The organism is Lactococcus formosensis, assembly GCF_037892375.1.
Taxonomy (GTDB): domain Bacteria; phylum Bacillota; class Bacilli; order Lactobacillales; family Streptococcaceae; genus Lactococcus; species Lactococcus formosensis.
Genome location: NZ_CP141721.1, coordinates 14,342 through 36,329, shown reverse-complemented (window position 1 = coordinate 36,329; position 21,988 = coordinate 14,342). Strand labels below are relative to the sequence as shown.

Below are 21,988 nucleotides of genomic sequence, written 5' to 3'. Positions count from 1 at the left end.
TCCTTTTTTTAAACAACACAGCTTTCACATTGGTTTGAGCCAACTTCCTCTTCATCGTCTGTAAAGGTACGGACGTAATAGATAGTTTTGATACCTTTATTGTAAGCATAGTTACGTAGGATACTCAAATCACGTGTTGTCATTTTATTATTTGTAATCTTCCACTCATAAAGGCCTTCAGGTAAAGTTGAACGCATGAAGAGGGTCATAGACAAACCTTGATCGACATGTTCAGTAGCAGCGGCGTATACGTCAATGACAGCACGCATGTCTGTGTCGTAAGCAGATTTGTAATAAGGAATGGTATCTGTTGAAAGGCCAGCGGCAGGATAGTAAATCTTACCGACTTTCTTTTCTTGACGTTCTTCGATACGGTTAACGATTGGGTAAATCGAAGAAGAGCAGTCGTTGATATAAGAGATTGAACCATTAGGTGCAACGGCCATACGGTAAGAGTTATAAAGTCCACCTTGCATGACTTTTTCTTTTAAGGCAGCCCATTCAGCTGGACCAGGTACAGCAATACCAGCGAAAAGTTCTTGGATTTCGGCTGGAACAGCGGCGAAATAGTCATGGTTAAGGTATTTATCGAAGTAAGAGCCGTCCGCATATGCAGATTTATCAAAGTCTTTGAAGGTTGCTTGGCGTTCAACTGCAAGTACGTTTGAAGCCACTAAAGTATAGTAGTTCAAGAGCATAAAGTAAACACTTGTAAAGTCAACTGCGGCTTTGCTGTCGTAATGGATGTGGTTTTTAGCGAGGAAAGAATGAAGCCCCATAGCACCGAGTCCAATGGCGCGCATTTCGTTATTTCCTTTACGTACAGTCGGTACAGAGTCAAGATTTGAAGTTTCAGAGATGAAGGTCAGGGCACGAACCATTGATTCGATTGAGCTTCCAAAGTCTGCGCCTGAAGTCATCATGTTCATGACATTTGTTGAACCCAAATTACATGCAACGTCAGTTCCTAATGTTGAATATGTTTGATCGTCATTGAGGACTGAAGGTGTTTGAACTTGAAGGATTTCAGAACAAAGATTACTCATGGAGATAACACCATCGACGGGGTTAGCTTTGTTTACTGTATCGATGTTCACGATATAAGGATAGCCAGATTCTTGTTGGAGTTTAGAAAGTTCTTGTTCCAACTCACGCGCGCTGATTTTGATCTTACGGATATTGTCGTTTGCGAGCATGTTGTCGTATTCTGCTGTAATATCAACATGGGCAAAAGGCATACCGTATTCTTTTTCTACAAAGTAAGGCTCGAAGAGATACATATCTTCGCCTTTAGCTGCGAGTTCGTAGAATTTATCAGGAACAGTCACACCGAGTGATAAAGTTTTTACACGGATTTTTTCATCCGCATTTTCTTTTTTCGTTGAAAGGAATTCCATAATGTCAGGGTGGAAAATGGAAAGGTAAACTACACCTGCACCTTGACGTTGACCAAGTTGGTTGGCATAAGAAAAGCTATCTTCGAAAAGTTTCATTACGGGAACTACACCTGCTGCAACTCCGTCGTAACCTTTGATTGGAGCACCAGCACCACGTAAGTTAGTCAAGTTAAGACCAACCCCACCACCATTTTTTGAAAGTTGGAGGGCAGAGTTAATAGTACGACCGATCGAATTCATGTCGTCTGTCAATTGTAAAAGGAAACAGCTGACGAATTCGCCGCGGCGTTTACGTCCAGCATTGAGGAAAGTTGGAGTGGCAGGTTGGTAACGGCGATTAACCATAGCAAAGGCTAAATTGCGTGCAAGTTTTGTATCTCCATCAGCCATGTAGAGCGCGTTCATCAAGACGCGGTCTTCAAAGTTTTCAAGGTAGAGTGTACCTTCGTTATTTTTCATGGCGTATTGATTGTAGAACTTGTAAGCTGCCATAAAGCTATCAAACTTAAAGCCAAAGTCCAACAATTCTTGGTGAAGTTGCTCGATGAAACTCATTTCATACTTACGGATGAAGTCTTCTTCAAGGTAATCACCCTCGAGCAATGCTTCGATTTTTTCAGCATAAGTATCTTTAGTGAAAGTGTTAGGCTCAACATTTTCTTTGAAAAAGGCAGTGATTGCTTCTTTGTCTTTTGCTAAAGGAATAGAGCCGTTAACGGGTATATTGATTTGATTGTTAAGCGTGAAGTACGTAACATCTTCAAGATTTTTAAGTGACATATATTTCTCCGGGGCTTTGCGCCCACATGCTAATTTTTATTTTTAGTGAAATTTACGGTTTGAGACTGATGTTTGCTCCAGACTCTAATCGAGCTGCAATGTCTTCAACAGCAGCTACATCATTCGGTGTTCCATTGAATTCGAAATCGTAAACAATAGGAATTTGGAAGCGAGCAGATAATTCTTTTGCAGTAAATATATATAAGGAAGCAAAATTTCGATTTCCTGTACCAACAATACCTTTACAATACTGTGCGTTATTGGCATAGGACATGAATTCAAAGACAGGGTCCATGATATCCATGCTTCGTTCAGCCCCTGGAGTTTCATCCGCATAACTCGGGACAATAATCAAGAAGTCTTCATTGACTTCAAACTCAGGATCGTTGGGCAGAATTTCTTCATGCTCTAAATTGGTTTTATTGACAAAACGGCGTGTTTGGCCAGTTATACTGAAATAGATTAATTTCATGCCAATTTTGCCAATTCACTTGGGTTAAAACCAGAGAATGAAACGTCGCCTTTGACCACAACAGGTGCAGCACGGTACCCCATATCAAGCACTGTTTGAACAAATTCTGGTTTTTCGTCAATGTTAATTTCTTCAAAGTCCACAGTGTGTTCTGTGAGCCATTTTTTTACCATTTTACATTGCATGCAGTTGTTTTTTGAGTATACAGTGACCATAAATATTCTCCAATTTTTTATTATTTTTGTTCTTTTATTTTAGTATAAAAAAAATACCTAGTCAAGTTATCGATACTAGATATTGTGGTTCTTAATTATGTAAACTACTATATATTGTGTTGTTTGCTGAGGTTTAAGCCAAAAGGTACCAAAGATTCTTCTTTATTTTTTATTCTCTTAATGTTGCTCTTGTGTCGAACGATAATAATGGAAGCTAAGGCTAAAATAATTATCGAGAACAAGGGGTCGTAATTGGGTAAAATAAAGTGAAAATATGGAAAGACAAGAACGCCAATCATTGCAGCAGTAGCTCCTAAAATAGAAGATAGGCTAATCATGCTGAAAAGGTAAAGGACGAGGAAGAAAACAACGGCAAGATAAAGTAAGAAAACGGGGTTAAATCCGAGAACAACACCTGCTGAAGTCGCAACAGCTTTTCCTCCCTTAAATTTATCAAAGACTGAAACGGTATGGCCTACGACAGCTAATAATCCGAAAATAAGTGGTGAAACACTATGAACATGGAAAATGAGAGGCAGAAGAGTTGCCAATGTACCTTTGAGGAGGTCAAAGATGAAAACGATGATGCCAGCTCTTTTTCCAAGAATACGGAAAGTATTCGTTGTACCAGTATTTCCAGAACCATACTCGTGCAGATCTTTTTTAAAGAAAATCTTTCCAATCCAAAGTCCTGCAGGAATCGCTCCAATGAGATAGGCAGCGATGCATAAAATTATTATAGTCATATCATCTTTCTTATACGTTTGTAATAGCTCTACAATTATAACATAAAAGTTAATGAATTTTAGCGATTTTTTGAAAGAAAAACTTTTCATTTTAAAATTTTTGAGGAGAATAGAGATAAAATGGGGGAAAAAGCTTCATTTGTTTTATAAAGACTTTTGACAAAGACCCTTGAAGAATGTAGAATAGGAAAGATGAATATTTCTGCTGGTTTAGAGCTGGCTTAAATGGAGAATAATGAATGGTAGATATAAATAATTACGACGACAGCGCGATTCAAGTCTTAGAAGGGCTTGATGCCGTAAGAAAGCGCCCAGGGATGTATATAGGCTCAACAGATTCAACAGGCTTGCATCATCTGATTTGGGAAATTGTGGATAATGCTGTCGATGAGGCTTTGTCGGGCTTTGGAACAAAAATTTCAGTTATTTTAAATAAAGACGGTTCTGTCACTGTGGAAGATGAAGGACGTGGAATGCCTGTAGGGATGCACGCTACAGGGAAACCAACTGTTGAAGTTATCTTTACTGTCCTTCATGCAGGGGGTAAGTTTGGTCAAGGGGGCTATAAAACATCAGGAGGCTTACATGGTGTGGGTTCTTCTGTCGTAAATGCTTTGTCCAGCTGGCTTGAAGTAGAAATTACCCGGGATGGTAATATATATCGTCAACGCTTTGAAAATGGTGGTCACCCTGTAACAACATTGGAAAAAATAGGTAAGGCACCAAAATCAAAAACAGGTACAAAAGTTACCTTTATGCCAGATGCTACTATTTTTTCTACAATTGAATTTAAATACCAAACGATTTCAGAACGTTTAAATGAATCAGCTTTCCTCTTGAAAGATGTTACTCTGTCACTTGCAGATGAACGCGGAGAAGAGGAAGTTAAGGAAGAGTTTCACTATGAAAATGGTGTACAAGATTTCGTAGACTACCTTAATGAAGATAAGGACACACTTACGCCTGTTTTATATTTTGCGGGTCAGCAAGATTCTTTTCAAGTAGAAGTAGCATTACAATATAACGATGGTTACTCAGAAAATATTCTTTCTTTTGTAAATAATGTGCGGACAAAAGATGGAGGCACACATGAGGCTGGTCTCAAAACAGCCTTGACAAAAGCTATGAATGATTACGCGAGGAAAACGGGTCTGCTCAAGGACAAGGATAAAAACCTTGAAGGCTCGGACTATCGTGAGGGCTTGACAGCTGTTTTATCTATCCTTGTACCAGAAGAATATCTGCAGTTTGAGGGACAGACAAAAGATAAGCTTGGTTTACCCTTAGCACGCCCAGCAGTGGATGCACTGGTTTCTGAAAAGTTGACTTTCTATCTTTTGGAGAATGGCGAGCTAGCGCAAAATCTGATTCGCAAAGCAATCAAAGCGCGCGAAGCACGTGAAGCTGCGCGCAAAGCACGTGAAGAATCTCGAACAGGTAAAAAGAACAAGAAAGATAAAGGACTGCTTTCAGGGAAATTAACGCCTGCACAAACTAAAAACCCTAATAAAAATGAGCTCTACCTTGTCGAAGGAGATTCTGCTGGTGGCTCTGCAAAACAAGGCCGTGACCGTAAATTCCAAGCGATTTTACCCTTGCGTGGTAAGGTTATCAATACTGAAAAAGCCAAAATGCAGGATATCCTTAAAAATGAAGAGATTAATACGATGATTTACACTATCGGTGCAGGTGTTGGAGCAGATTTCACACTTGCGGATCGGAACTATGATAAAGTTATTATTATGACCGATGCGGATACCGATGGTGCGCATATTCAAACTTTACTTCTCACTTTTTTCTATCGCTATATGAAGCCTCTTCTTGAAAATGGCCACGTTTATATTGCCTTGCCACCGCTTTATAAGATGAGCCAAGGTAAGGGTAAAAAAGAAAAAGTTGCTTATGCTTGGACGGATGCTGAACTTGAAGAACTTCGTCAAACTTTTGGCAAGGGCGCAACCCTTCAGCGTTATAAAGGTTTGGGGGAAATGAATGCCGACCAACTGTGGGAGACAACCATGAACCCTGAAACACGCACATTAATTCAAGTTACCATTGATGATGCTGCGCAAGCCGAAAAACGGGTTTCGGTTTTGATGGGAGACAAGGTTGAACCTCGTCGTAAATGGATTGAGAATAATGTGAAGTTTACATTGGAAGAAAACACAATCTTTTAAGTAATTGTATATTTTAAGGAAAAATGAGAAAGGAACGTGATAAGGTGGAGCATTACGTAGTATTTGACTTTGAGACAACGGGATTCAGTCCTCAAAAAAATGAGATTATTCAAATTGGTGCTGTCAAATATGACCAAGCTGACCAAGAAATTGCGCGCTTTAATCAGTTGATTAAGCCGACGCGTTCTTATCTTCCGACTAAAATTTCAGAACTGACTGGAATTTGGCCAGCTTCCTTACTGGATCAACCTGTTCTTGCTGAAGTTTTACCTGATTTTATTGCTTTTTCAAGGGATAGCTTAATGGTGGCTCATAATGCACCTTTCGATGTCAGCTTCCTCTATCAAGCGATTGTTGATTGTGAGATTGGTGATGCCCCACATTTTCAAGTCTATGACACGTTATCGGAAGCAAAAAAATTAGTGCAGATGCCCAACTATAAGTTGGAAACCTTTAAGGATGTTTTAGGTATTGATTTGCGCAGTCATGATGCACTTAACGATTGTCTTATCACCGCACGTCTCTATCAGTATTTGCAAGACTTGTCACGGCCGCCAAAACCGCAACCTGTGTCAAATGAAAGTTTGCAAATGGATTTGTTTGGTGAGGTTGATACGAGAATCACGGAAGAAGTCCGCCGAAAATTGAGCTTACCGATTACCAAAGATTTGGTTTATTATCGCAGAGATACACAGCGAAATTGGCAGAAATTCGAGGTGACAGGTCTAGCAATAACGGCAGCATATTCAACGGGTTACAGCTTAACTGCAACACTTTATAATAATGATACAGTAACCATTCATTCTGACTTTTTGAAGGAAATGCAGAAAGCTAACTTTACAAATGAAATAGAAAAAGAGGGATAAAAGTATGGAATGGAAGATTAAAAATTTCGAAGAACTTACGCGATCAGAACTCTACAAAATTTTACAAGTCCGCTCTGAAGTTTTTGTTGTTGAACAAGAATGTGCTTATCAAGATGTCGACGGTAAGGATCAAAAGTCATTGCACTTGTGGTTAGAAGATGATGAAGGTGCCATTCAATCCTACTGTCGTATCTTACCGGCGGGGCTTTCTTATCCTGAGGCCTCTATTGGCCGTGTACTGGTGAAGGAAAGCCAACGTGGCAAAGGAACGGCGCGTAAAATGATGCAACAGGCTCTTGAGTTTCTGGCTCAATCATGGCGAGAACCTGTAGTGCGTATTGAAGCCCAGTATTATCTCCGTGCATTCTATGCTTCCTTTGGTTTCAAGGAAGATTCAGAACCCTTTTTGGAAGATGGCATAAAACATGTTGAAATGATTTTGGACTTAAAGGATTTTGCCTCTTAAAAAACATTTTGTAAACTTAAAAATGAAATAACTGTTGGAGGACTAATGTCTAATATACAAACTCTACCTTTAGAGGATATTATGGGCGAGCGTTTTGGACGCTATTCAAAATACATTATTCAGGAACGTGCCCTACCTGATATTCGAGACGGCTTAAAACCCGTTCAACGACGCATCCTGTATTCAATGAATAAGGATGGTAATACTTTTGATAAAGCTTATCGTAAGTCTGCCAAGTCTGTCGGAAATGTTATGGGTAATTTTCACCCTCATGGAGACAGCTCAATTTATGATGCGATGATTCGCTTGTCGCAAGATTGGAAAATGCTTGAGCCTTTGATTGAGATGCACGGGAATAACGGATCGATGGACGGTGATCCACCGGCTGCTATGCGTTATACAGAGGCACGTTTGGCAGAAATTTCGTCGTATCTATTAAAAGATATTGAGAAAGATACCGTTGCTCATGCGTGGAACTTTGACGACACAGAAAAAGAGCCAACTGTACTGCCCGCAAGTTTTCCTAACTTGTTGGTAAATGGCTCAACGGGTATTTCTGCGGGTTATGCGACAGATATTCCACCCCATAATCTCGGCGAGGTTATTGATGCGACAATCTATATGATTGACCATCCTAAAGCTGATGTCGAGAAAATCATGACCCTCATGCCTGGACCAGATTTTCCGACGGGTGCTATTATTCAAGGACGTAGCGAAATCAAAAAGGCATATGAAACAGGAAAAGGGCGCATTGCTGTTCGGTCCAAGGTAGAAGTTGAAAAGCTTAAAGGTGGTCGTGAACAACTTGTTGTTACGGAGATTCCTTATGAAATCAACAAGGCGACTTTAGTTAAACGGATTGATGATGTGCGGGTAAATGCTAAAGTACCTGGGATTTCCGAAGTACGTGATGAGTCTGATCGTGAAGGATTACGTATTGCTATTGAGCTAAAAAAAGAAGCCAACAGTCAACTGGTGCTTAACTACCTCTATAAAAACACAGATTTGCAAATTAATTATAATTTCAATATGGTGGCAATTGACAATATGACACCACGTCAAGTCGGTGTTCTTCCTGTTCTGCGCTCTTATATTGCCCATCGTCAGGATGTTATCGTTAAACGTTCAAAATTTGACTTGAGTAAGGCTGAGAAAAGGTTACATCTGGTAGAAGGTTTAATCCGTATGGTTTCTATCTTGGATGAAGTCGTTGCTTTGATTCGTGCATCTGAAAACAAAGCTGATGCTAAGGAAAACTTGAAAGTGAGCTATGCTTTCAGTGAAGAGCAGGCAGAAGCCATAGTAACTTTGCAACTTTACCGTTTAACCAATACAGATATCGTAACTTTAGAGAATGAACAAGCCGAACTTGAAGCTAAGATTTTAGAACTCCGTGCGATTATCAATGATGAACGTACACTTTATAACTTGATGAAACGCGAATTGCGTGAAGTCAAGAAAAAATTTGGCAAAGAAAGACGTTCAGAACTGCAAGATAATGTTGAAACGATAGAGATTGAAGCGCAGCAACTGATTGCGGAAGAGGAAACGGTTGTTTCTGTAACACGTGGAGGGTATATCAAGCGTACGTCGCCACGTAGCTTTGCCTCTTCTAATGTTGAAGAAGTCGGTAAACGTGAGGATGATGAATTAATCTTTGTTAAAGCAGGCGCTCGGACGACGCAGCACCTCCTGATGTTTACTAGTCTTGGAAATGTTATTTATCGTCCAGTCCATGAATTATCTGATGTCCGTTGGAAGGATATTGGAGAGCATATTTCCCAAACTTTGAACAATTTTGCCAGCGATGAAGAGATTATCTTTGCACAGGTACTTGATAATTTTGAGACTGGTGAAAACTACATGGTCGTCACTGCGGCTGGTCAAATTAAGCAAGTTGAACTCGCTTCCTTTAAACCTTGGCGGACATACCGTTCGAAGTCAATGGCTTATGGAAAACTCAAAGGGGACAAAGACAGTATTGTAACCATCGAGCCTATTTTTAAAGGCGATGAAGATGTGATGCTGATTTCTGAAAATGGATATGCCCTTCGCTTTAACATCTCAGAAATTCCTGTTGTGGGGGCTAAAGCAGCTGGTGTTAAGGCAATGAATCTTAAAGCGGGTGATAGGGTGAAAGCTGCCTTCTTTGTGCAAACAGACAGCTGGTACCTGCTTACACAACGTGGTTTTATCAAACGGGTAAAATCTGAAGATATTCCAGAAACAAGTCGCGCGAATCGTGGTCTTCAGGTTCTACGTCCTTTGAAAACCAATCCACACACCGTATTTGCAGCTGGTAGGGTAATAAATACTGCTAAGACACCACTTTCAGAGACGGTTGATCTTTTCAGTCCTGCAGAAGTAGAAGAAACACAAACTGATAAGAGCCAGATTTTAGAAGTGACCTCAGCAGTGGGCAAAGTCTACCAAACAGAATTAACAGACTTGAACTTATCTGATCGCGCAAGCAATGGTCATCCTTTAGCTGAAGATATTGATCGTGTATTAGAGGCAAAAATAAAATAAAAAAATAATCCTCGGATGAGGGTTATTTTTTTATTGAGAAAAAGTAAATTTATCCTTTCAAAGAGAGGGTCGGACAAGTTTAAAAAAGGTAGCCCAAAGATTTAAAAACAACTGTAAACAGTAAGAAATTATGGTATAATAGAGACAGTGTTTATACATTGAAAGAGGAGAACATGGAAGATAAAAATATCATAAATGTCAATCTTGCTGAGGAGATGAAAACCAGCTTTCGTGACTATGCAATGTCAGTTATTGTGGCACGTGCCCTACCTGATGTACGCGATGGTTTGAAGCCAGTTCATCGCCGCATTCTTTACGGAATGAACGAGCTTGGTACAACGCCTGACAAGCCACATAAAAAATCTGCCCGTATTACCGGGGATGTCATGGGTAAATATCACCCACATGGAGATAGCTCAATTTATGAGGCAATGGTACGTATGGCTCAGTGGTGGAGTTACCGCCATATGCTGGTTGACGGACATGGGAACTTTGGTTCCATGGATGGAGACGGTGCTGCCGCTCAACGTTATACCGAAGCACGTATGTCCAAAATTGCTTTGGAGATGCTTCGAGATATCAACAAAAACACTGTTGACTTTGTTGATAACTATGATGGAACTGAGCGTGAGCCAGAGGTACTTCCAGCACGTTTTCCTAACCTCTTGGTTAACGGAACAACGGGTATTGCCGTTGGGATGGCGACAAATATCCCACCTCATAACTTAGGTGAAACAATTGATGCGGTTGATTTGCTGATGGAAAATCCAGAGGCAACAACGCGTGATTTGATGGAAGTTTTACCAGGGCCAGATTTCCCAACAGGTGCTCTGGTTATGGGGAAATCAGGTATTCGCCGTGCTTATGAGACAGGTAAAGGCTCAATTACACTTCGTGCGAAAACAGAAATCGAAGAATTACCTGGTGGTAAGGAACGTATCGTAGTTACTGAGTTTCCTTATATGGTAAATAAGTCCAAAGTGCATGAGCATATTGTACGTTTGGCACAAGAAAAGCGTATAGAAGGTATTACAGCCTGTCGTGATGAGTCAAGCCGTGAAGGTGTGCGTCTAGTGGTTGAAGTCCGTCGTGATGCATCTGCTCATGTGATTTTGAACAACTTATTCAAACTTACACAATTGCAAACATCCTTTGGTTTCAATATGTTGGCGATCGAAAAAGGGACGCCGAAGATTCTGTCATTGAAACAAATCTTGACCGACTACATCGAACACCAAATCGAAGTTGTTGAACGTCGTACGCGCTTTGATAAAGCTCGTGCAGAAGCCCGTGCGCATATCTTAGAAGGTTTGCGTATTGCCTTGGATAATATTGATCGTATGATTACAATTATCCGCGAATCTGCAACGGATGCTATTGCGCAAAAAGCGATGATGGATGAATTCCAATTGTCAGACAAACAGTCGCAAGCTATCTTGGATATGCGTTTACGTCGTTTAACAGGCTTAGAACGTGACAAGATTGAAAATGAGTATCAAGAGCTTATTGCCTTGATTGCCGATTTGGCAGACATCTTAGCTAAACCAGAACGTGTCAAAGCTATTATTCGTGAAGAGTTAGGCGAGATTAGACGTAAATTTGCAGACAAACGCCGCACAGAGCTTTTGGTGGGAGAAGTCTTGAATCTGGAAGACGAAGATTTGATCGAGGAAGAAGATGTCCTTATTACGCTCTCAAATAAAGGCTATATCAAACGTCTCAGCAACGACGAATTCCGTGCACAAAAACGTGGCGGACGTGGCGTTCAAGGTATGAATATGTCAGACGATGATTTCGTACAGCATCTTGTGTCAACAAGTACGCATGATCATTTACTCTTCTTTACAAATCTCGGACGTGTCTATCGGATGAAGGGCTATGAAATCCCTGAATACGGTCGTGCTGCTAAAGGCTTGCCAATCGTCAATCTTTTAAAACTTGATGAAGGTGAAAAAATCCAAACAGTTATTAATGTTGTGAAGTCAGATGAAGAAAGATATTTGTTCTTTACGACACGTAATGGCTTGGTCAAACGTACAAATACACAACAATTTGCAAATATCCGAACTAATGGTCTAAAAGCTTTGAATCTTCGTGAGGGTGATGAACTTATCAATGTTCTGCTTACATCAGGCAAAGAGAATATCATTATTGGTACGCATAATGGCTTCTCTGTACGATTTGAAGAAGCAGTCGTTCGTGACATGGGGCGCTCTGCCACTGGTGTTAAAGGCGTGAGCTTGCGTGAAGGCGACTTTGTCGTTGGTACAGCGATTGTTCATGATGAACAGGAAGTCTTAGTGATTTCTGAAAAAGGCTTGGGTAAGAGAACCATCGCGAGTGAATATCCAGTCAAAGGCCGTGGTGGTAAAGGGATTAAAGTCATGAATATCACTGAGCGTACAGGTAAGCTTGCTGGCTTAACTGCTATCAATGGTGATGAAGATATTATGGTCATTACCGACACAGGTGTTGTAATCCGTACAAGTGTCGACAATATCTCACAAACTGGTCGTGCAGCACAAGGTGTGAAAATCATGCGTTTAGATGATGATGCCCAAATTGTGACATTTGCTCTTGTCGAACCAGAACAGGAAGACGAAGAAGTAAGCGATACAGAGGTAACTTCAAATACGGAAGAATAAAATGAAAAAATTATTTATCTTCTTAACTGCAGCTGTCAGTATATTTTTACTGGCAGCTTGTAGTTCAAATAAGGAGACACGTGATCTTTTAGAGCAGCCAATCAAAAAGGACGCCACAACGATGGGAACTTATATCCAAGTTACTGTTTATGATAAAGGTAAGGAAAAAGCGGTTGAAGAAGCGCTAAATATTGCCAAAAAATATAACGATTGGGTATCTGTGGATCAAGCAAACTCAGTTGTTGATGAAATCAATGACAATGCTGGTATTAAACCTGTCAAAGTAAATGCCGAAATTTATCAGTTAATCAAGTTGGGATATAACTATTCTGCTAAGAATATGGGCTATGATATTACCATTGGTCCTTTGAGCAAGCTCTGGAATATTGGTTTCCCTGATGCACGAAAGCCATCACAAAGTGAAATAGACAGTGTTTTGCCGTTGATTAACTATCAATTTATTGAATTTAATGAAAAGGAGAGTACCGTCTATCTAAGAGAAAAAGGTGCCCGTTTAGATTTAGGTTCGATAGCTAAAGGTTATACAGCCATGAAGATGGTGGAAAGCCTTAAAGATAATGGCGTAACAACAGGGATTGTTGATTTGGGATCAAGTTCTATTTATGTGATAGGACACTCCCCACGTCAAACGAATGATGCGTGGACGATTGCTATAAAAGATCCTAATGATCCAGAGAAATCGCAATTGGGTATTTTAAAAGCGAGCGACCAACATGTTAATACCTCTGGTATCTATGAACGTTATCTAGAAATTGATGGGCATCGTTACTCGCATATCCTTAACCCTAAAACCGGTTTCCCATTTGATAATGATATTGCCAGCATTACTCTTTTAATCTCTGGTGAAGATGCTACAAATGGAGATGGTTTATCTACGATGATCTACGCTATGGGAACAAAAAAAGGTTATGAATATGTACAAAGCCTGAAAAATGTTCAAGCTGTGTTTGTAGACAAAGATAATAAAGTCTATATTACTGATGGTTTAAAAGATAAATTTGATTTAACCAGTGAAAACTATAAGATAGGTCAAATTAAAGACTTAAAATAGAAAGAGGCAACATGGCGAAAAAAAACAAAAGCTGGAAACGTGTGTTGGTTAATTTGCTTATTTTACTTCTTTTTCTTGTGGGTTTGGTTCTTGTTTTTAATAAGCCTATCCGAAACTGGTTAATCGGTAGAAATACGGCGCATTATCAGATACATAATGTGACGCGTGAAACGATTAAAGAAAATAAAGAAGTAAAGGGAAACTTTGACTTTGATAGCGTGGAATCAATAAGTTTTGAGCAAGTGATGCGGCATCAGTTAAACCGTCAACCGATGCCAGTAATTGGGGGAATTGCGATTCCTGATGTTGGTATTAACCTGCCAATTTTTAATGGTTTAGCTAATGAGAATCTCGCCTTTGGTGCGGGAACGATGAAAGAAGATCAAGTGATGGGGCAGGGGAATTATGCCTTAGCCAGCCATAATGTCACTGGATTTAGTAGTGATGTTAGTCTCCTCTTTACACCCCTTGAGCGTGCGAAAGAGGGCATGGTTATCTATGTCACGGACAAAAATAATATCTACCAATATCGCATCAACAAAATATCTGTTGTTTCTCCAGAACATTCTGAAGTAATCGATGATACTCCAGGAAAGACAGAGATTACCTTGGTAACTTGTGCTGATCCAGAAGCCGTCAACCGAATCATTGTGCATGGCATATTTGAGAAAAAGGTTGCTTATGATGATGCAACAAAAGAGATGACAACTGCTTTTAGCCGTAGTTATAATCAAGTACTATAATAAAAATAAAAAACTTCCAGAACATTTTCTGGAAGTTTTTTTGAGGTTTTTATAAGTCTTGTTTGCGAAGATAGAAAATACCAATTAGACCGAAAACCAAAATTTCTATAATATGATAACCAATACTGAAGAGGCTATTATTGCTTACAAATGTCGAACTAAAATCCGAAGTGCCAACTTGTGCAAGAAAGAGGAAAAATAGACTCATTAAGACTGTTTGGAGAATACGTGAGGCAAAATTAAAAGCGATGTATACAAACAAACCAGAAGTGCTTCCGCGCGTGATAATAACAGCTAAAGCCATCGTGACCATCATTGCAATAAGTCCTAAAATGTAAGACAGAAGTCCCGAAAAAATATCGGCGGAATGAACCAACAAATCAAGCGATCGAAAGAGAGAAAAGACCGTTTCTTGGTTGAAGATAAAGAAAGTAACAAAAGGAACAACTAAGATAAGAAAAAGAGCAATTAATTGAGTCAAAATTGTTGTACCGATTTTGACAAAGTAATATTTGACCCGAGAAACACCACTGGCAATCATCAAACTCATGACTTTATTTTTGTAATCGACATTGAGTAGATGAAAAGGGTATAAGAGAGAAAAGATAGCTAGACCAATGATGGCAAAGACAGTTGTAATCAAAAGAAAAGTGAGGAGGATGGGGAAGTTTTGAAAATCAATGTTTGTCAAACTTACAGCCAACCATGAAAAGTTAAGCAATAGACTTAAAGAAATGAATACAGTAAGGACAATCATGTAGGTTTTATCCATTATGTTTTTGTACATTTCCATTTTAAAAATATTTTTGGCATTCATATTGAGTTCCTCCTATTTCACAAGTTCAATGAACTTGCTTTCTTTTTTTATCTGATAAAACTCAATATCTTGAGCAACAGCTTGCTTGAAGAACTCGCGGTAATTGTCTTCATTCATTTCAAAAATCGTCCAGTTTTCGGCTTGCTGTGAAAACTTAACGTGTAACTCCGTTAGGAAGGTGTGAAGTGCTTGAGGTTGATTTGTTTGGACACGGTAAATATAGGTCTGATTCTTCTTATGAAGATCGAATTTTTCAACAAAATTACCATTTTCTAGGACTAAAACTTCATCGGCTAGAGTTTCAATGTCTTCTTGAACATGACTTGAAATAAGGACCATTCGTCCTTCTGTCTTTAAATGAAGCAGGTAATTTTTAAACCATTCGACAGTTCCTTTATCTAGGCCACGGAAAGGTTCATCAAATATGAGGATATCCGCATCGCTCATCAGGGAAATTAGAAGAATCAGCTTTTTATTCATTCCCAAAGAATAACGACTTACTTTTTCGTTCAGGTTGTTGTCAATATTTAATTCTTTAGCTAAGATACGTGTTCTTTCTTCATCAAAATTTCCGCGGAGGCCACCAAAATAGCGAAGATTAAACCAACCTGAATAATTTTTATAAAGTTCCATATCATCAAGAACAATACCTACAGATGTTAGTATCCTAGGATTTTCTTTAATGTTTTGGCCGTCAATCTCGATGCTGCCAGAATAGTTGGTAATAATATTGGTTAGCGTTTTAAAAAATGTCGTTTTTCCAACACCATTTCGTCCCACGATTCCATAAATTTTTCCTTGTTCGAAAGTTACAGGGGATAAATCAAGGACATTGTGCGCCTGATAAGAGAAGCGGAGATTTTGAATGTTCAGCGTCATGTTTTTCCTTCTTTCATTTTATGAATAATTCTATCATGTGTGAGTCGCTTTTACAAGCCAATCGAGCAACTGTAATCCAGTATTTACAGCTTTGGTTATTGCGATAATTATTACGCTTAATGAAATAGAATTAAGGGGAAACAGATGTGCATGAAAGTCCCTCTTTTGTTATAATAGGAGAGCAAGACTAGACTGGAATTGAGAGAATAAATGAATCCTTTATTAAATGGAATGAATGAAAAACAAGCAGAGGCAGTACAAACTACAGAAGGACCACTTTTAATCATGGCAGGCGCGGGCTCAGGAAAAACCCGTGTTTTGACACACCGTATTGCTTATCTTATCGATGAAAAAATGGTAAATCCATGGAATATTTTGGCGATTACCTTTACCAATAAAGCTGCGCGTGAGATGAGAGAACGTGCGCTTAATTTAACCCCGGCAGCTCAAGATACATTAATTGCAACATTTCACTCTATGTGTGTCCGAATCCTCCGACGCGATGCTGACCATATTGGTTATAACCGAAACTTTACGATTATTGATCCAGGGGAACAAAAAACCTTGATGAAGCGTATTTTAAAAGAAGCAAACTTGGATCCTAAAAAATGGGAACCTAAAACGCTCCTTAATACAATTTCAAACGCTAAAAATGACCTTCTCGATCCCGAGGCTTACGAAGGACAAATCAATGCGCGTAATCCTTATGAGTTATTGACAGCACGTGTTTATAAAACTTATCAAGCAGAACTGCGTAAAGCGGAGTCGATGGACTTCGATGATTTAATCATGCAAACTTTACGTCTTTTTGATAAAAATCCTGATGTTTTAGCCTATTATCAAGGTAAATTTCAATATATCCATGTGGATGAATATCAAGATACTAACCATGCGCAATATCAGCTCGTCAAGTTAATGGCTCAACGTTTTAAAAATATTTGTGTTGTGGGTGATGCTGACCAGTCCATCTACGGTTGGCGTGGTGCAGATATGCAGAATATTCTTGACTTTGAAAAAGATTATCCAGATGCGAAAGTTGTTTTACTTGAAGAAAATTATCGTTCTACAAAAACAATCTTACAGGCTGCCAATAATGTGATAAATAACAATGTGAATCGTCGCCCTAAAAAATTATGGACCCAAAATAATGATGGGGAGAATATCCTTTATTACCGCGCCAATGATGAGCGGGATGAAGCAATCTTTGCAGCTTCGACGATAAATGAGCAAGTGCAAGCTGGTCGGAAATATTCTGATTTTGCTGTCCTTTATCGGACAAATGCACAATCACGTACAATAGAAGAAGCGTTTTTGAAGTCCAATATTCCCTATAGTATGGTTGCAGGAACAAAGTTCTACTCACGTAAAGAAATTCGTGATGTTATTTCTTACCTTAACGTGATTGCCAATCCTCGAGATAATATGAGTTTCGAGCGGATCGTCAATGAACCTAAACGTGGTGTTGGTCCAAGTGCTCTGGAAAAATTGCGAAACTTTGCGGATATGCAAGGTAAGTCTTTGGCAGAGTCAACTTTGGATATTACTTTATCGGATATTCGAGGTAAAGCAGCTGGTGAAATCTACAATCTTGGACTGATCTTTGACTTCTTGCGTAGCTTTATTGAAACGTCCAGTATCACGGAGCTTGTCGAAGAAATGCTCGACCGCACGGGCTATATGAAGTTCCTACGAATGCAAGCAAATCTTGAAGCTCAGACACGGATTGAGAATATCGAAGAATTTCTCTCTGTGACAAAGAATTTTGATGAAAAGTCAGAAGTACCACTAGATGAAATGACCGGAGAACCAATCAAGGAAACCGGCTTGGACCGTTTGAGTCGTTTCCTTAATGAAGTGAGTCTTCTTTCTGAGGTTGACGAATACGAAGAAGCGAGTGATGCGGTTACCATGATGACTTTACATGCTGCAAAGGGTCTAGAATTTCCTGTTGTATTTCTTATCGGTATGGAAGAAAACATCTTCCCGCTTTCCCGTGTCAATGATGATCCTGATGAATTGGAAGAGGAACGTCGTCTCGCCTATGTGGGAATCACGCGCGCCGAAGAATTTCTTTATATGACAAATGCAAATCAACGTGTACTCTACGGTAAAACCAGCTATAACCGTCCGAGCCGTTTCATCTCGGAGATTGATGATGAATTATTGGACTATGGCGGGATTGCACGTAAGGCTAACTCAAGTTTCAATGCTAGTTATAAAACGGCTGATGGTGCGACACGATTTGGTACTGGCATGTCTATGACAGATGCTCTACATCAACGTAAAGCAGCAGTCAATCCTGGTACAGCACGTGTGATTGAAAAAGCAGATATTGCAACCGAAGACTGGACGATTGGAGACACCGCCGTCCACCGCAAATGGGGCGAAGGGATTGTGTTAGCTGTTACCGGAACTGGTAAGAACATGGAACTGAAAATTAAGTTCCCAGAAGTAGGCATGAAACGCCTTTTGGCTGCGATGGCACCTATTGAGAAAAAGGAGTAAAAATGGATAGGAAACGATGCAAATGGTGCCTTTCTTCGGAGAAGATGATTCATTATCATGATACTTATTGGGGAACCCCGGTCCATGATGATCAGGAACTTTTTGCAAAACTTGTTTTAGATATGAATCAAGCGGGCCTCTCTTGGTCAACCATTTTAAATAAACAGGAAAGCTTCTATAAAGCTTATGATCAGTTTGAGATTGAAAAAGTAGCCAGCTACAGTAAGGAAAAGGAAGAAGAACTGCGCCAAAATGCAGGGATTATCCGGAACAAGCTAAAGATAGCAGCTGCAGTCAATAATGCTCAAAAAGTTTTAGAACTTCAGAAAGAATTCGGTTCTTTTGATAAATACATCTGGTCTTTTACAGAAGGGCAAGTGTTGCAACATCAAATTACTGATGAAAGTTTAGTACCTGTCACCAATGCTTTAGCTGAAGCCATGTCTAAAGACATGAAGAAAAGAGGAATGAAATTTGTTGGTCCAACAATCATCTATGCTTACCTTCAAGCTATAGGTGTGATTAATGACCATGCCGAATATTGTTTCCGAAATAAAGAACTACTGTAAATACTAAGAGTCTGATATCGTTCAGGCTCTTTTTGATGCTTCTTAAAAATCAGTAAAATACTTGAAGTTAAGGTTTAAATTGCTTTGAGAACTCTTCCTTTTTTGATATGCTAATATTTAAAAAGGAGACGAATCTCTGTTGGCTTACAGATAAAATTTTAGGCTCTTCAAAGAAGATATAGAAAAAGGAATCCTATGAACACAAAAGTACCAACCAACTGGCGGAAAAATTTTTATTTGTTTTTGATTGGTCAGCTTCTAACGGGTGTAACGTCAATGATTGTCCAATATGCGATAATTTGGTATTTAACCCTTGAAACAGGCGAAGAATCCGTTCTTGCTATTGCCACACTAGTAGGTATGTTACCTATGGCGATTCTGAGCCCTTTTGTTGGGCCATTTATTGACCGTATCAACAAGAAATTCTTACTGATTTTTTACGATGCTGTGGTTGCAGTAATCGCTTTAGGACTATTTATTTACGGAATTAATAACGATGTTTATCCACTCTGGATGGTTTTTGTGACTATTGGTATTCGTGCGGTGGCACAGACTGCTCAGATGCCTACAGTCCAATCTATTATGCCCACAATGGTACCAGAAGAAGAAATCACTCGAGTCAATGGACAGTTCGGTATCATTCAATCTCTGATATTCATTGTTTCACCTGGGATTGGAGCATTCATGGTAGCAACTCTGCCGATTCATTGGGTTATTTTACTTGATGTGATTGGCTTCATCCTTGGTGCTGGAATGCTGCTTTTGGTTAAAATTCCGGAAGTCGCTTCACAAGGTGAAAAGATTTCTGTTATTAAGGATGCACTTGAAGGGTTTAATATTCTCCGTGAGAATAAACCGATGTGGAAAATGACTCTCATTGGCGCCCTTTTCATGTTACTTTTTATGCCCGCAATGAGTCTCTATCCTCTTGTGACCACGAAATATTTTGGAGGTACAATTGTTCATGCGGGCTGGGTTGAAGTTTTATTTGCCGCAGCGATGCTGATTGGATCTTTCGCTGTCGGTATTTTTGGAAAGACTAAGAACCGTATGCCTTGGATTATTGCTGCCTATCTTATTGTCGGCTTAAGTATCGGTGGTTCAGGCTTTCTTCCTGGAAATATGAATGGGTTTTGGATTTTCCTTGTTTTGAATGTTTTTGCTGGAATCGTGGGACAGATTTATACCACAATGAATATGGCAATTACACAGCAATCATTTGAAGCCCAGTATTTAGGACGTGTTATGGGAATAGTTTCGGCACTGATGAGTATTGCTGGGCCAGTTGGGTTAATCTTCGCTGCCCCTGTAGCAGAGTCTATAGGTGTTCAAAATATGCTCGTGATTGCAGGATTTGGAGGCATATTGTCTGCTTTCCTCTTGTATGTTACACCCTCAGTCCGGAATTATGATAAGTTCTTACAAAGAAAACTAGAAAATGAAGGACAGTGAAATAAATATCAAACCAATAGTTGAAATGGATCCCTTATGATAAAATGAAGCTATCACATCAGGAAGTAAAAAAGAAGTAAAAAAGAAGTAAAAAAGAAAGAGGCGCTTATGGCTAACATACATCCTTATATTGTACTTAATAATACAAAAGAAGCACTCGATTATTATGAAGAAGTACTTGGTGCAAAAAATATCCGACGTGTACCTGTCGCAGGTGAACAAGCAAAAGAATTTGGCTTGTCTGAGGAACAAGCAGCAGAAATGACAATGCACAGTCAGTTTGATATTCTAGGAACGACTGTTATGGCAGCAGATAATTTTCAACATGAAGTTTTAAGTTATACGGGAATATCGATTTTATTAGATCTTAACTCTGAAGATAAAGATGCAATGGCAGAAGCGCAAGAATTTTGGAAACACTTATCTGAGTCAGGACAAGTGACAATAAATATGCCTTTTGAAGAACAATTCTGGGGTGGCGCTATGGGAGATTTTACCGATAAATATGGTGTGCGATGGATGTTACATGCACAACCTTACTCTAAACTTGGGGAAATCTAAAAACATTATAAAAAATATATTTTCCTAAAAACGTAGCTAAAAGCTACGTTTTTATTTTCATTGATTTGTATCAGTACAGAGAAAGAAAATAAGTAAGCAGCCAGCGAGTTATGAAATTCTCGCTGAAAAATTAAGAGAGAGATACTCCTTTATCTGAAATAAGTCTGAAAAAGTGCTATAATTATGTATCTATGAATGGAATTTTAAATGTATATAAAGAAGCGGGTTGGACATCTTTTGATGTTGTTGCCAAACTTCGAGGAATTTTAAAAACGAAAAAAATAGGCCACGGAGGAACGCTTGATCCACAAGTGACAGGTGTGCTGCCTGTCGCCGTAGGTAAAGCCACGCGTCTTCTCGAATACATGGAGGAGGCTGGAAAAGTATACGAAGGTGAAGTGACGATCGGCTTCTCTACAGAAACAGAAGATGCTGAAGGTAAAGTCATTGAAACTACATCTGTTCCGTTAACCCTTTCGGAAAAAGAAATTGATGAAGCAATACGCCTTTTTGTTGGTGAGATTCAACAAATACCGCCGATGTATTCAGCGGTTAAGGTAAAGGGGAAGCGCCTTTACGAATATGCACGTGCGGGGGAAATAGTTGAGCGCCCCGCCCGAAATGTTACAATTAAATCATTCGTGCGGACAAGTCCGGTCACTTTTGAAAATGAATGCGCACGATTTACGTTTCGTGTAGCTTGTAGTAAGGGCACTTACATTCGTACTTTGGCAGTAGACCTCTCTGCTGCTTTGGGTTATGCTGGACATATGTCTAAGTTACAACGGACTGCGGCTAACGGATTACAGATTGATAAAGCACTGACTTTGGAAGAAATTGAGGCTTTTGTCCTTGATGACAAACTTACTGAGATATTGCAGCCCAAGGAAGTTGCAGTGTCTGATTTACCTCGTATTGATGTAACAGACGAACAGGCAGCAGCCGTGCGTGTAGGTAAAAAGTTTGAGGAGACCGAATTTGGTAAGCTTTGTGAAGCCAAACGCTTTGCTTTCTTTTATCAAAATAAATTGATCGCTGTCTATATGAAACATCCCGAAAAACCAGGAATATTAAAACCAAATAAGGTAATAAATTAA

General features: G+C 39.4%; 18 protein-coding genes. 12 read left to right on the top strand and 6 right to left on the bottom strand.

The window, feature by feature from the left end; translation table 11 throughout:
- Positions 1-8: 8 nt before the first annotated feature.
- The 4 genes from nrdE to plsY all read right to left on the bottom strand — a co-directional run bounded on the left by nrdE (position 9) and on the right by plsY (position 3,610).
- Entirely contained in the window at positions 9-2,177 is a 2,169-nt protein-coding gene (gene nrdE / locus VNN39_RS00155) for a class 1b ribonucleoside-diphosphate reductase subunit alpha (RefSeq protein WP_338997651.1), read from the bottom strand.
- A gap of 52 nt (positions 2,178-2,229) precedes the next feature.
- Positions 2,230-2,649, bottom strand: a complete 420-nt coding sequence (nrdI, locus tag VNN39_RS00150; protein WP_017369810.1) for a class Ib ribonucleoside-diphosphate reductase assembly flavoprotein NrdI — start codon at positions 2,647-2,649, stop codon at positions 2,230-2,232.
- Positions 2,646-2,864: a glutaredoxin-like protein NrdH gene (gene nrdH, locus VNN39_RS00145; protein ID WP_016170892.1), complete on the bottom strand. Its 219-nt coding sequence runs from the start codon at positions 2,862-2,864 to the stop codon at positions 2,646-2,648. The genes nrdI and nrdH overlap by 4 nt, the downstream gene beginning before the upstream one ends.
- A 107-nt stretch (positions 2,865-2,971) precedes the next feature.
- Complete coding sequence (gene plsY, locus VNN39_RS00140; protein WP_338997650.1) at positions 2,972-3,610, bottom strand: glycerol-3-phosphate 1-O-acyltransferase PlsY; 639 nt, start codon at positions 3,608-3,610, stop codon at positions 2,972-2,974.
- A gap of 239 nt (positions 3,611-3,849) precedes the next feature.
- Here plsY and parE point away from each other — a divergent pair, with 239 nt between their 5' ends.
- The 7 genes from parE to VNN39_RS00105 all read left to right on the top strand — a co-directional run bounded on the left by parE (position 3,850) and on the right by VNN39_RS00105 (position 14,108).
- The gene (gene parE / locus VNN39_RS00135; RefSeq protein ID WP_338997649.1) at positions 3,850-5,787 is read left to right on the top strand and encodes a DNA topoisomerase IV subunit B; all 1,938 of its coding nucleotides are present in this window, start codon (positions 3,850-3,852) and stop codon (positions 5,785-5,787) included.
- Positions 5,788-5,810: 23 nt separating this feature from the next.
- A complete protein-coding gene (locus VNN39_RS00130) occupies positions 5,811-6,653 on the top strand; it encodes a 3'-5' exonuclease (protein WP_338997648.1) in 843 nt (280 codons plus the stop codon).
- 4 nt (positions 6,654-6,657) lie between these two features.
- The gene (locus VNN39_RS00125; protein ID WP_213496815.1) at positions 6,658-7,119 is read left to right on the top strand and encodes a GNAT family N-acetyltransferase; all 462 of its coding nucleotides are present in this window, start codon (positions 6,658-6,660) and stop codon (positions 7,117-7,119) included.
- A gap of 45 nt (positions 7,120-7,164) precedes the next feature.
- On the top strand, positions 7,165-9,648 hold the full coding sequence (gene parC / locus VNN39_RS00120; protein ID WP_165712096.1) for a DNA topoisomerase IV subunit A: 2,484 nt from the start codon (positions 7,165-7,167) through the stop codon (positions 9,646-9,648).
- Positions 9,649-9,821: 173 nt separating this feature from the next.
- On the top strand, positions 9,822-12,293 hold the full coding sequence (gene gyrA / locus VNN39_RS00115) for a DNA gyrase subunit A (protein ID WP_165712095.1): 2,472 nt from the start codon (positions 9,822-9,824) through the stop codon (positions 12,291-12,293).
- A gap of 1 nt (position 12,294) precedes the next feature.
- Positions 12,295-13,365: an FAD:protein FMN transferase gene (locus tag VNN39_RS00110; RefSeq protein WP_165712094.1), complete on the top strand. Its 1,071-nt coding sequence runs from the start codon at positions 12,295-12,297 to the stop codon at positions 13,363-13,365.
- An 11-nt stretch (positions 13,366-13,376) separates the two neighbouring features.
- On the top strand, positions 13,377-14,108 hold the full coding sequence (locus tag VNN39_RS00105; protein ID WP_165712093.1) for a class A sortase: 732 nt from the start codon (positions 13,377-13,379) through the stop codon (positions 14,106-14,108).
- 49 nt (positions 14,109-14,157) lie between these two features.
- On the opposite strand, the gene VNN39_RS00100 is transcribed toward VNN39_RS00105, so the two are convergent.
- On the bottom strand, positions 14,158-14,925 hold the full coding sequence (locus VNN39_RS00100) for an ABC transporter permease (RefSeq protein ID WP_017369800.1): 768 nt from the start codon (positions 14,923-14,925) through the stop codon (positions 14,158-14,160).
- Between the two features lie 12 nt (positions 14,926-14,937).
- Positions 14,938-15,804 carry an ATP-binding cassette domain-containing protein gene (locus VNN39_RS00095; RefSeq protein ID WP_213432332.1) on the bottom strand — a complete coding sequence of 289 codons (867 nt, stop codon included), beginning with the start codon at positions 15,802-15,804 and terminating at the stop codon, positions 14,938-14,940.
- Positions 15,805-16,014: 210 nt separating this feature from the next.
- Between VNN39_RS00095 and pcrA the strand changes: the two genes are divergently transcribed.
- The 5 genes from pcrA (at position 16,015) to truB (ending at position 21,988) form a co-directional block, all read left to right on the top strand.
- Positions 16,015-18,309 (top strand): DNA helicase PcrA, encoded by a 2,295-nt coding sequence (gene pcrA, locus VNN39_RS00090; protein WP_165714431.1) that lies wholly within the window; start codon positions 16,015-16,017, stop codon positions 18,307-18,309.
- 2 nt (positions 18,310-18,311) lie between these two features.
- Positions 18,312-18,878, top strand: a complete 567-nt coding sequence (locus VNN39_RS00085) for a DNA-3-methyladenine glycosylase I (protein ID WP_165714144.1) — start codon at positions 18,312-18,314, stop codon at positions 18,876-18,878.
- A 195-nt stretch (positions 18,879-19,073) separates the two neighbouring features.
- On the top strand, positions 19,074-20,330 hold the full coding sequence (gene mdt(A), locus VNN39_RS00080) for a multidrug efflux MFS transporter Mdt(A) (RefSeq protein ID WP_017369796.1): 1,257 nt from the start codon (positions 19,074-19,076) through the stop codon (positions 20,328-20,330).
- A 108-nt stretch (positions 20,331-20,438) separates the two neighbouring features.
- A complete protein-coding gene (locus tag VNN39_RS00075) occupies positions 20,439-20,891 on the top strand; it encodes a glyoxalase/bleomycin resistance/extradiol dioxygenase family protein (protein ID WP_338997647.1) in 453 nt (150 codons plus the stop codon).
- A 191-nt stretch (positions 20,892-21,082) separates the two neighbouring features.
- Positions 21,083-21,988 carry a tRNA pseudouridine(55) synthase TruB gene (gene truB / locus VNN39_RS00070; protein WP_339007105.1) on the top strand — a complete coding sequence of 302 codons (906 nt, stop codon included), beginning with the start codon at positions 21,083-21,085 and terminating at the stop codon, positions 21,986-21,988.

Bases quoted from the DNA above. Each gene is read 5' to 3' on its own strand.
- parE (WP_338997649.1), top strand. From the start codon at position 3,850: ATGGTAGATATAAATAATTACGACGACAGCGCGATTCAAGTCTTAGAA.
- VNN39_RS00105 (WP_165712093.1), top strand. From the start codon at position 13,377: ATGGCGAAAAAAAACAAAAGCTGGAAACGTGTGTTGGTTAATTTGCTT.
- VNN39_RS00110 (WP_165712094.1), top strand. From the start codon at position 12,295: ATGAAAAAATTATTTATCTTCTTAACTGCAGCTGTCAGTATATTTTTA.
- VNN39_RS00075 (WP_338997647.1), top strand. From the start codon at position 20,439: ATGGCTAACATACATCCTTATATTGTACTTAATAATACAAAAGAAGCA.
- VNN39_RS00125 (WP_213496815.1), top strand. From the start codon at position 6,658: ATGGAATGGAAGATTAAAAATTTCGAAGAACTTACGCGATCAGAACTC.
- plsY (WP_338997650.1), bottom strand. From the start codon at position 3,610: ATGACTATAATAATTTTATGCATCGCTGCCTATCTCATTGGAGCGATT.
- VNN39_RS00130 (WP_338997648.1), top strand. From the start codon at position 5,811: ATGAGAAAGGAACGTGATAAGGTGGAGCATTACGTAGTATTTGACTTT.
- parC (WP_165712096.1), top strand. From the start codon at position 7,165: ATGTCTAATATACAAACTCTACCTTTAGAGGATATTATGGGCGAGCGT.
- nrdI (WP_017369810.1), bottom strand. From the start codon at position 2,649: ATGAAATTAATCTATTTCAGTATAACTGGCCAAACACGCCGTTTTGTC.
- VNN39_RS00085 (WP_165714144.1), top strand. From the start codon at position 18,312: ATGGATAGGAAACGATGCAAATGGTGCCTTTCTTCGGAGAAGATGATT.
- nrdE (WP_338997651.1), bottom strand. From the start codon at position 2,177: ATGTCACTTAAAAATCTTGAAGATGTTACGTACTTCACGCTTAACAAT.
- gyrA (WP_165712095.1), top strand. From the start codon at position 9,822: ATGGAAGATAAAAATATCATAAATGTCAATCTTGCTGAGGAGATGAAA.
- VNN39_RS00095 (WP_213432332.1), bottom strand. From the start codon at position 15,804: ATGACGCTGAACATTCAAAATCTCCGCTTCTCTTATCAGGCGCACAAT.
- pcrA (WP_165714431.1), top strand. From the start codon at position 16,015: ATGAATCCTTTATTAAATGGAATGAATGAAAAACAAGCAGAGGCAGTA.
- truB (WP_339007105.1), top strand. From the start codon at position 21,083: ATGAATGGAATTTTAAATGTATATAAAGAAGCGGGTTGGACATCTTTT.
- VNN39_RS00100 (WP_017369800.1), bottom strand. From the start codon at position 14,925: ATGAATGCCAAAAATATTTTTAAAATGGAAATGTACAAAAACATAATG.
- nrdH (WP_016170892.1), bottom strand. From the start codon at position 2,864: ATGGTCACTGTATACTCAAAAAACAACTGCATGCAATGTAAAATGGTA.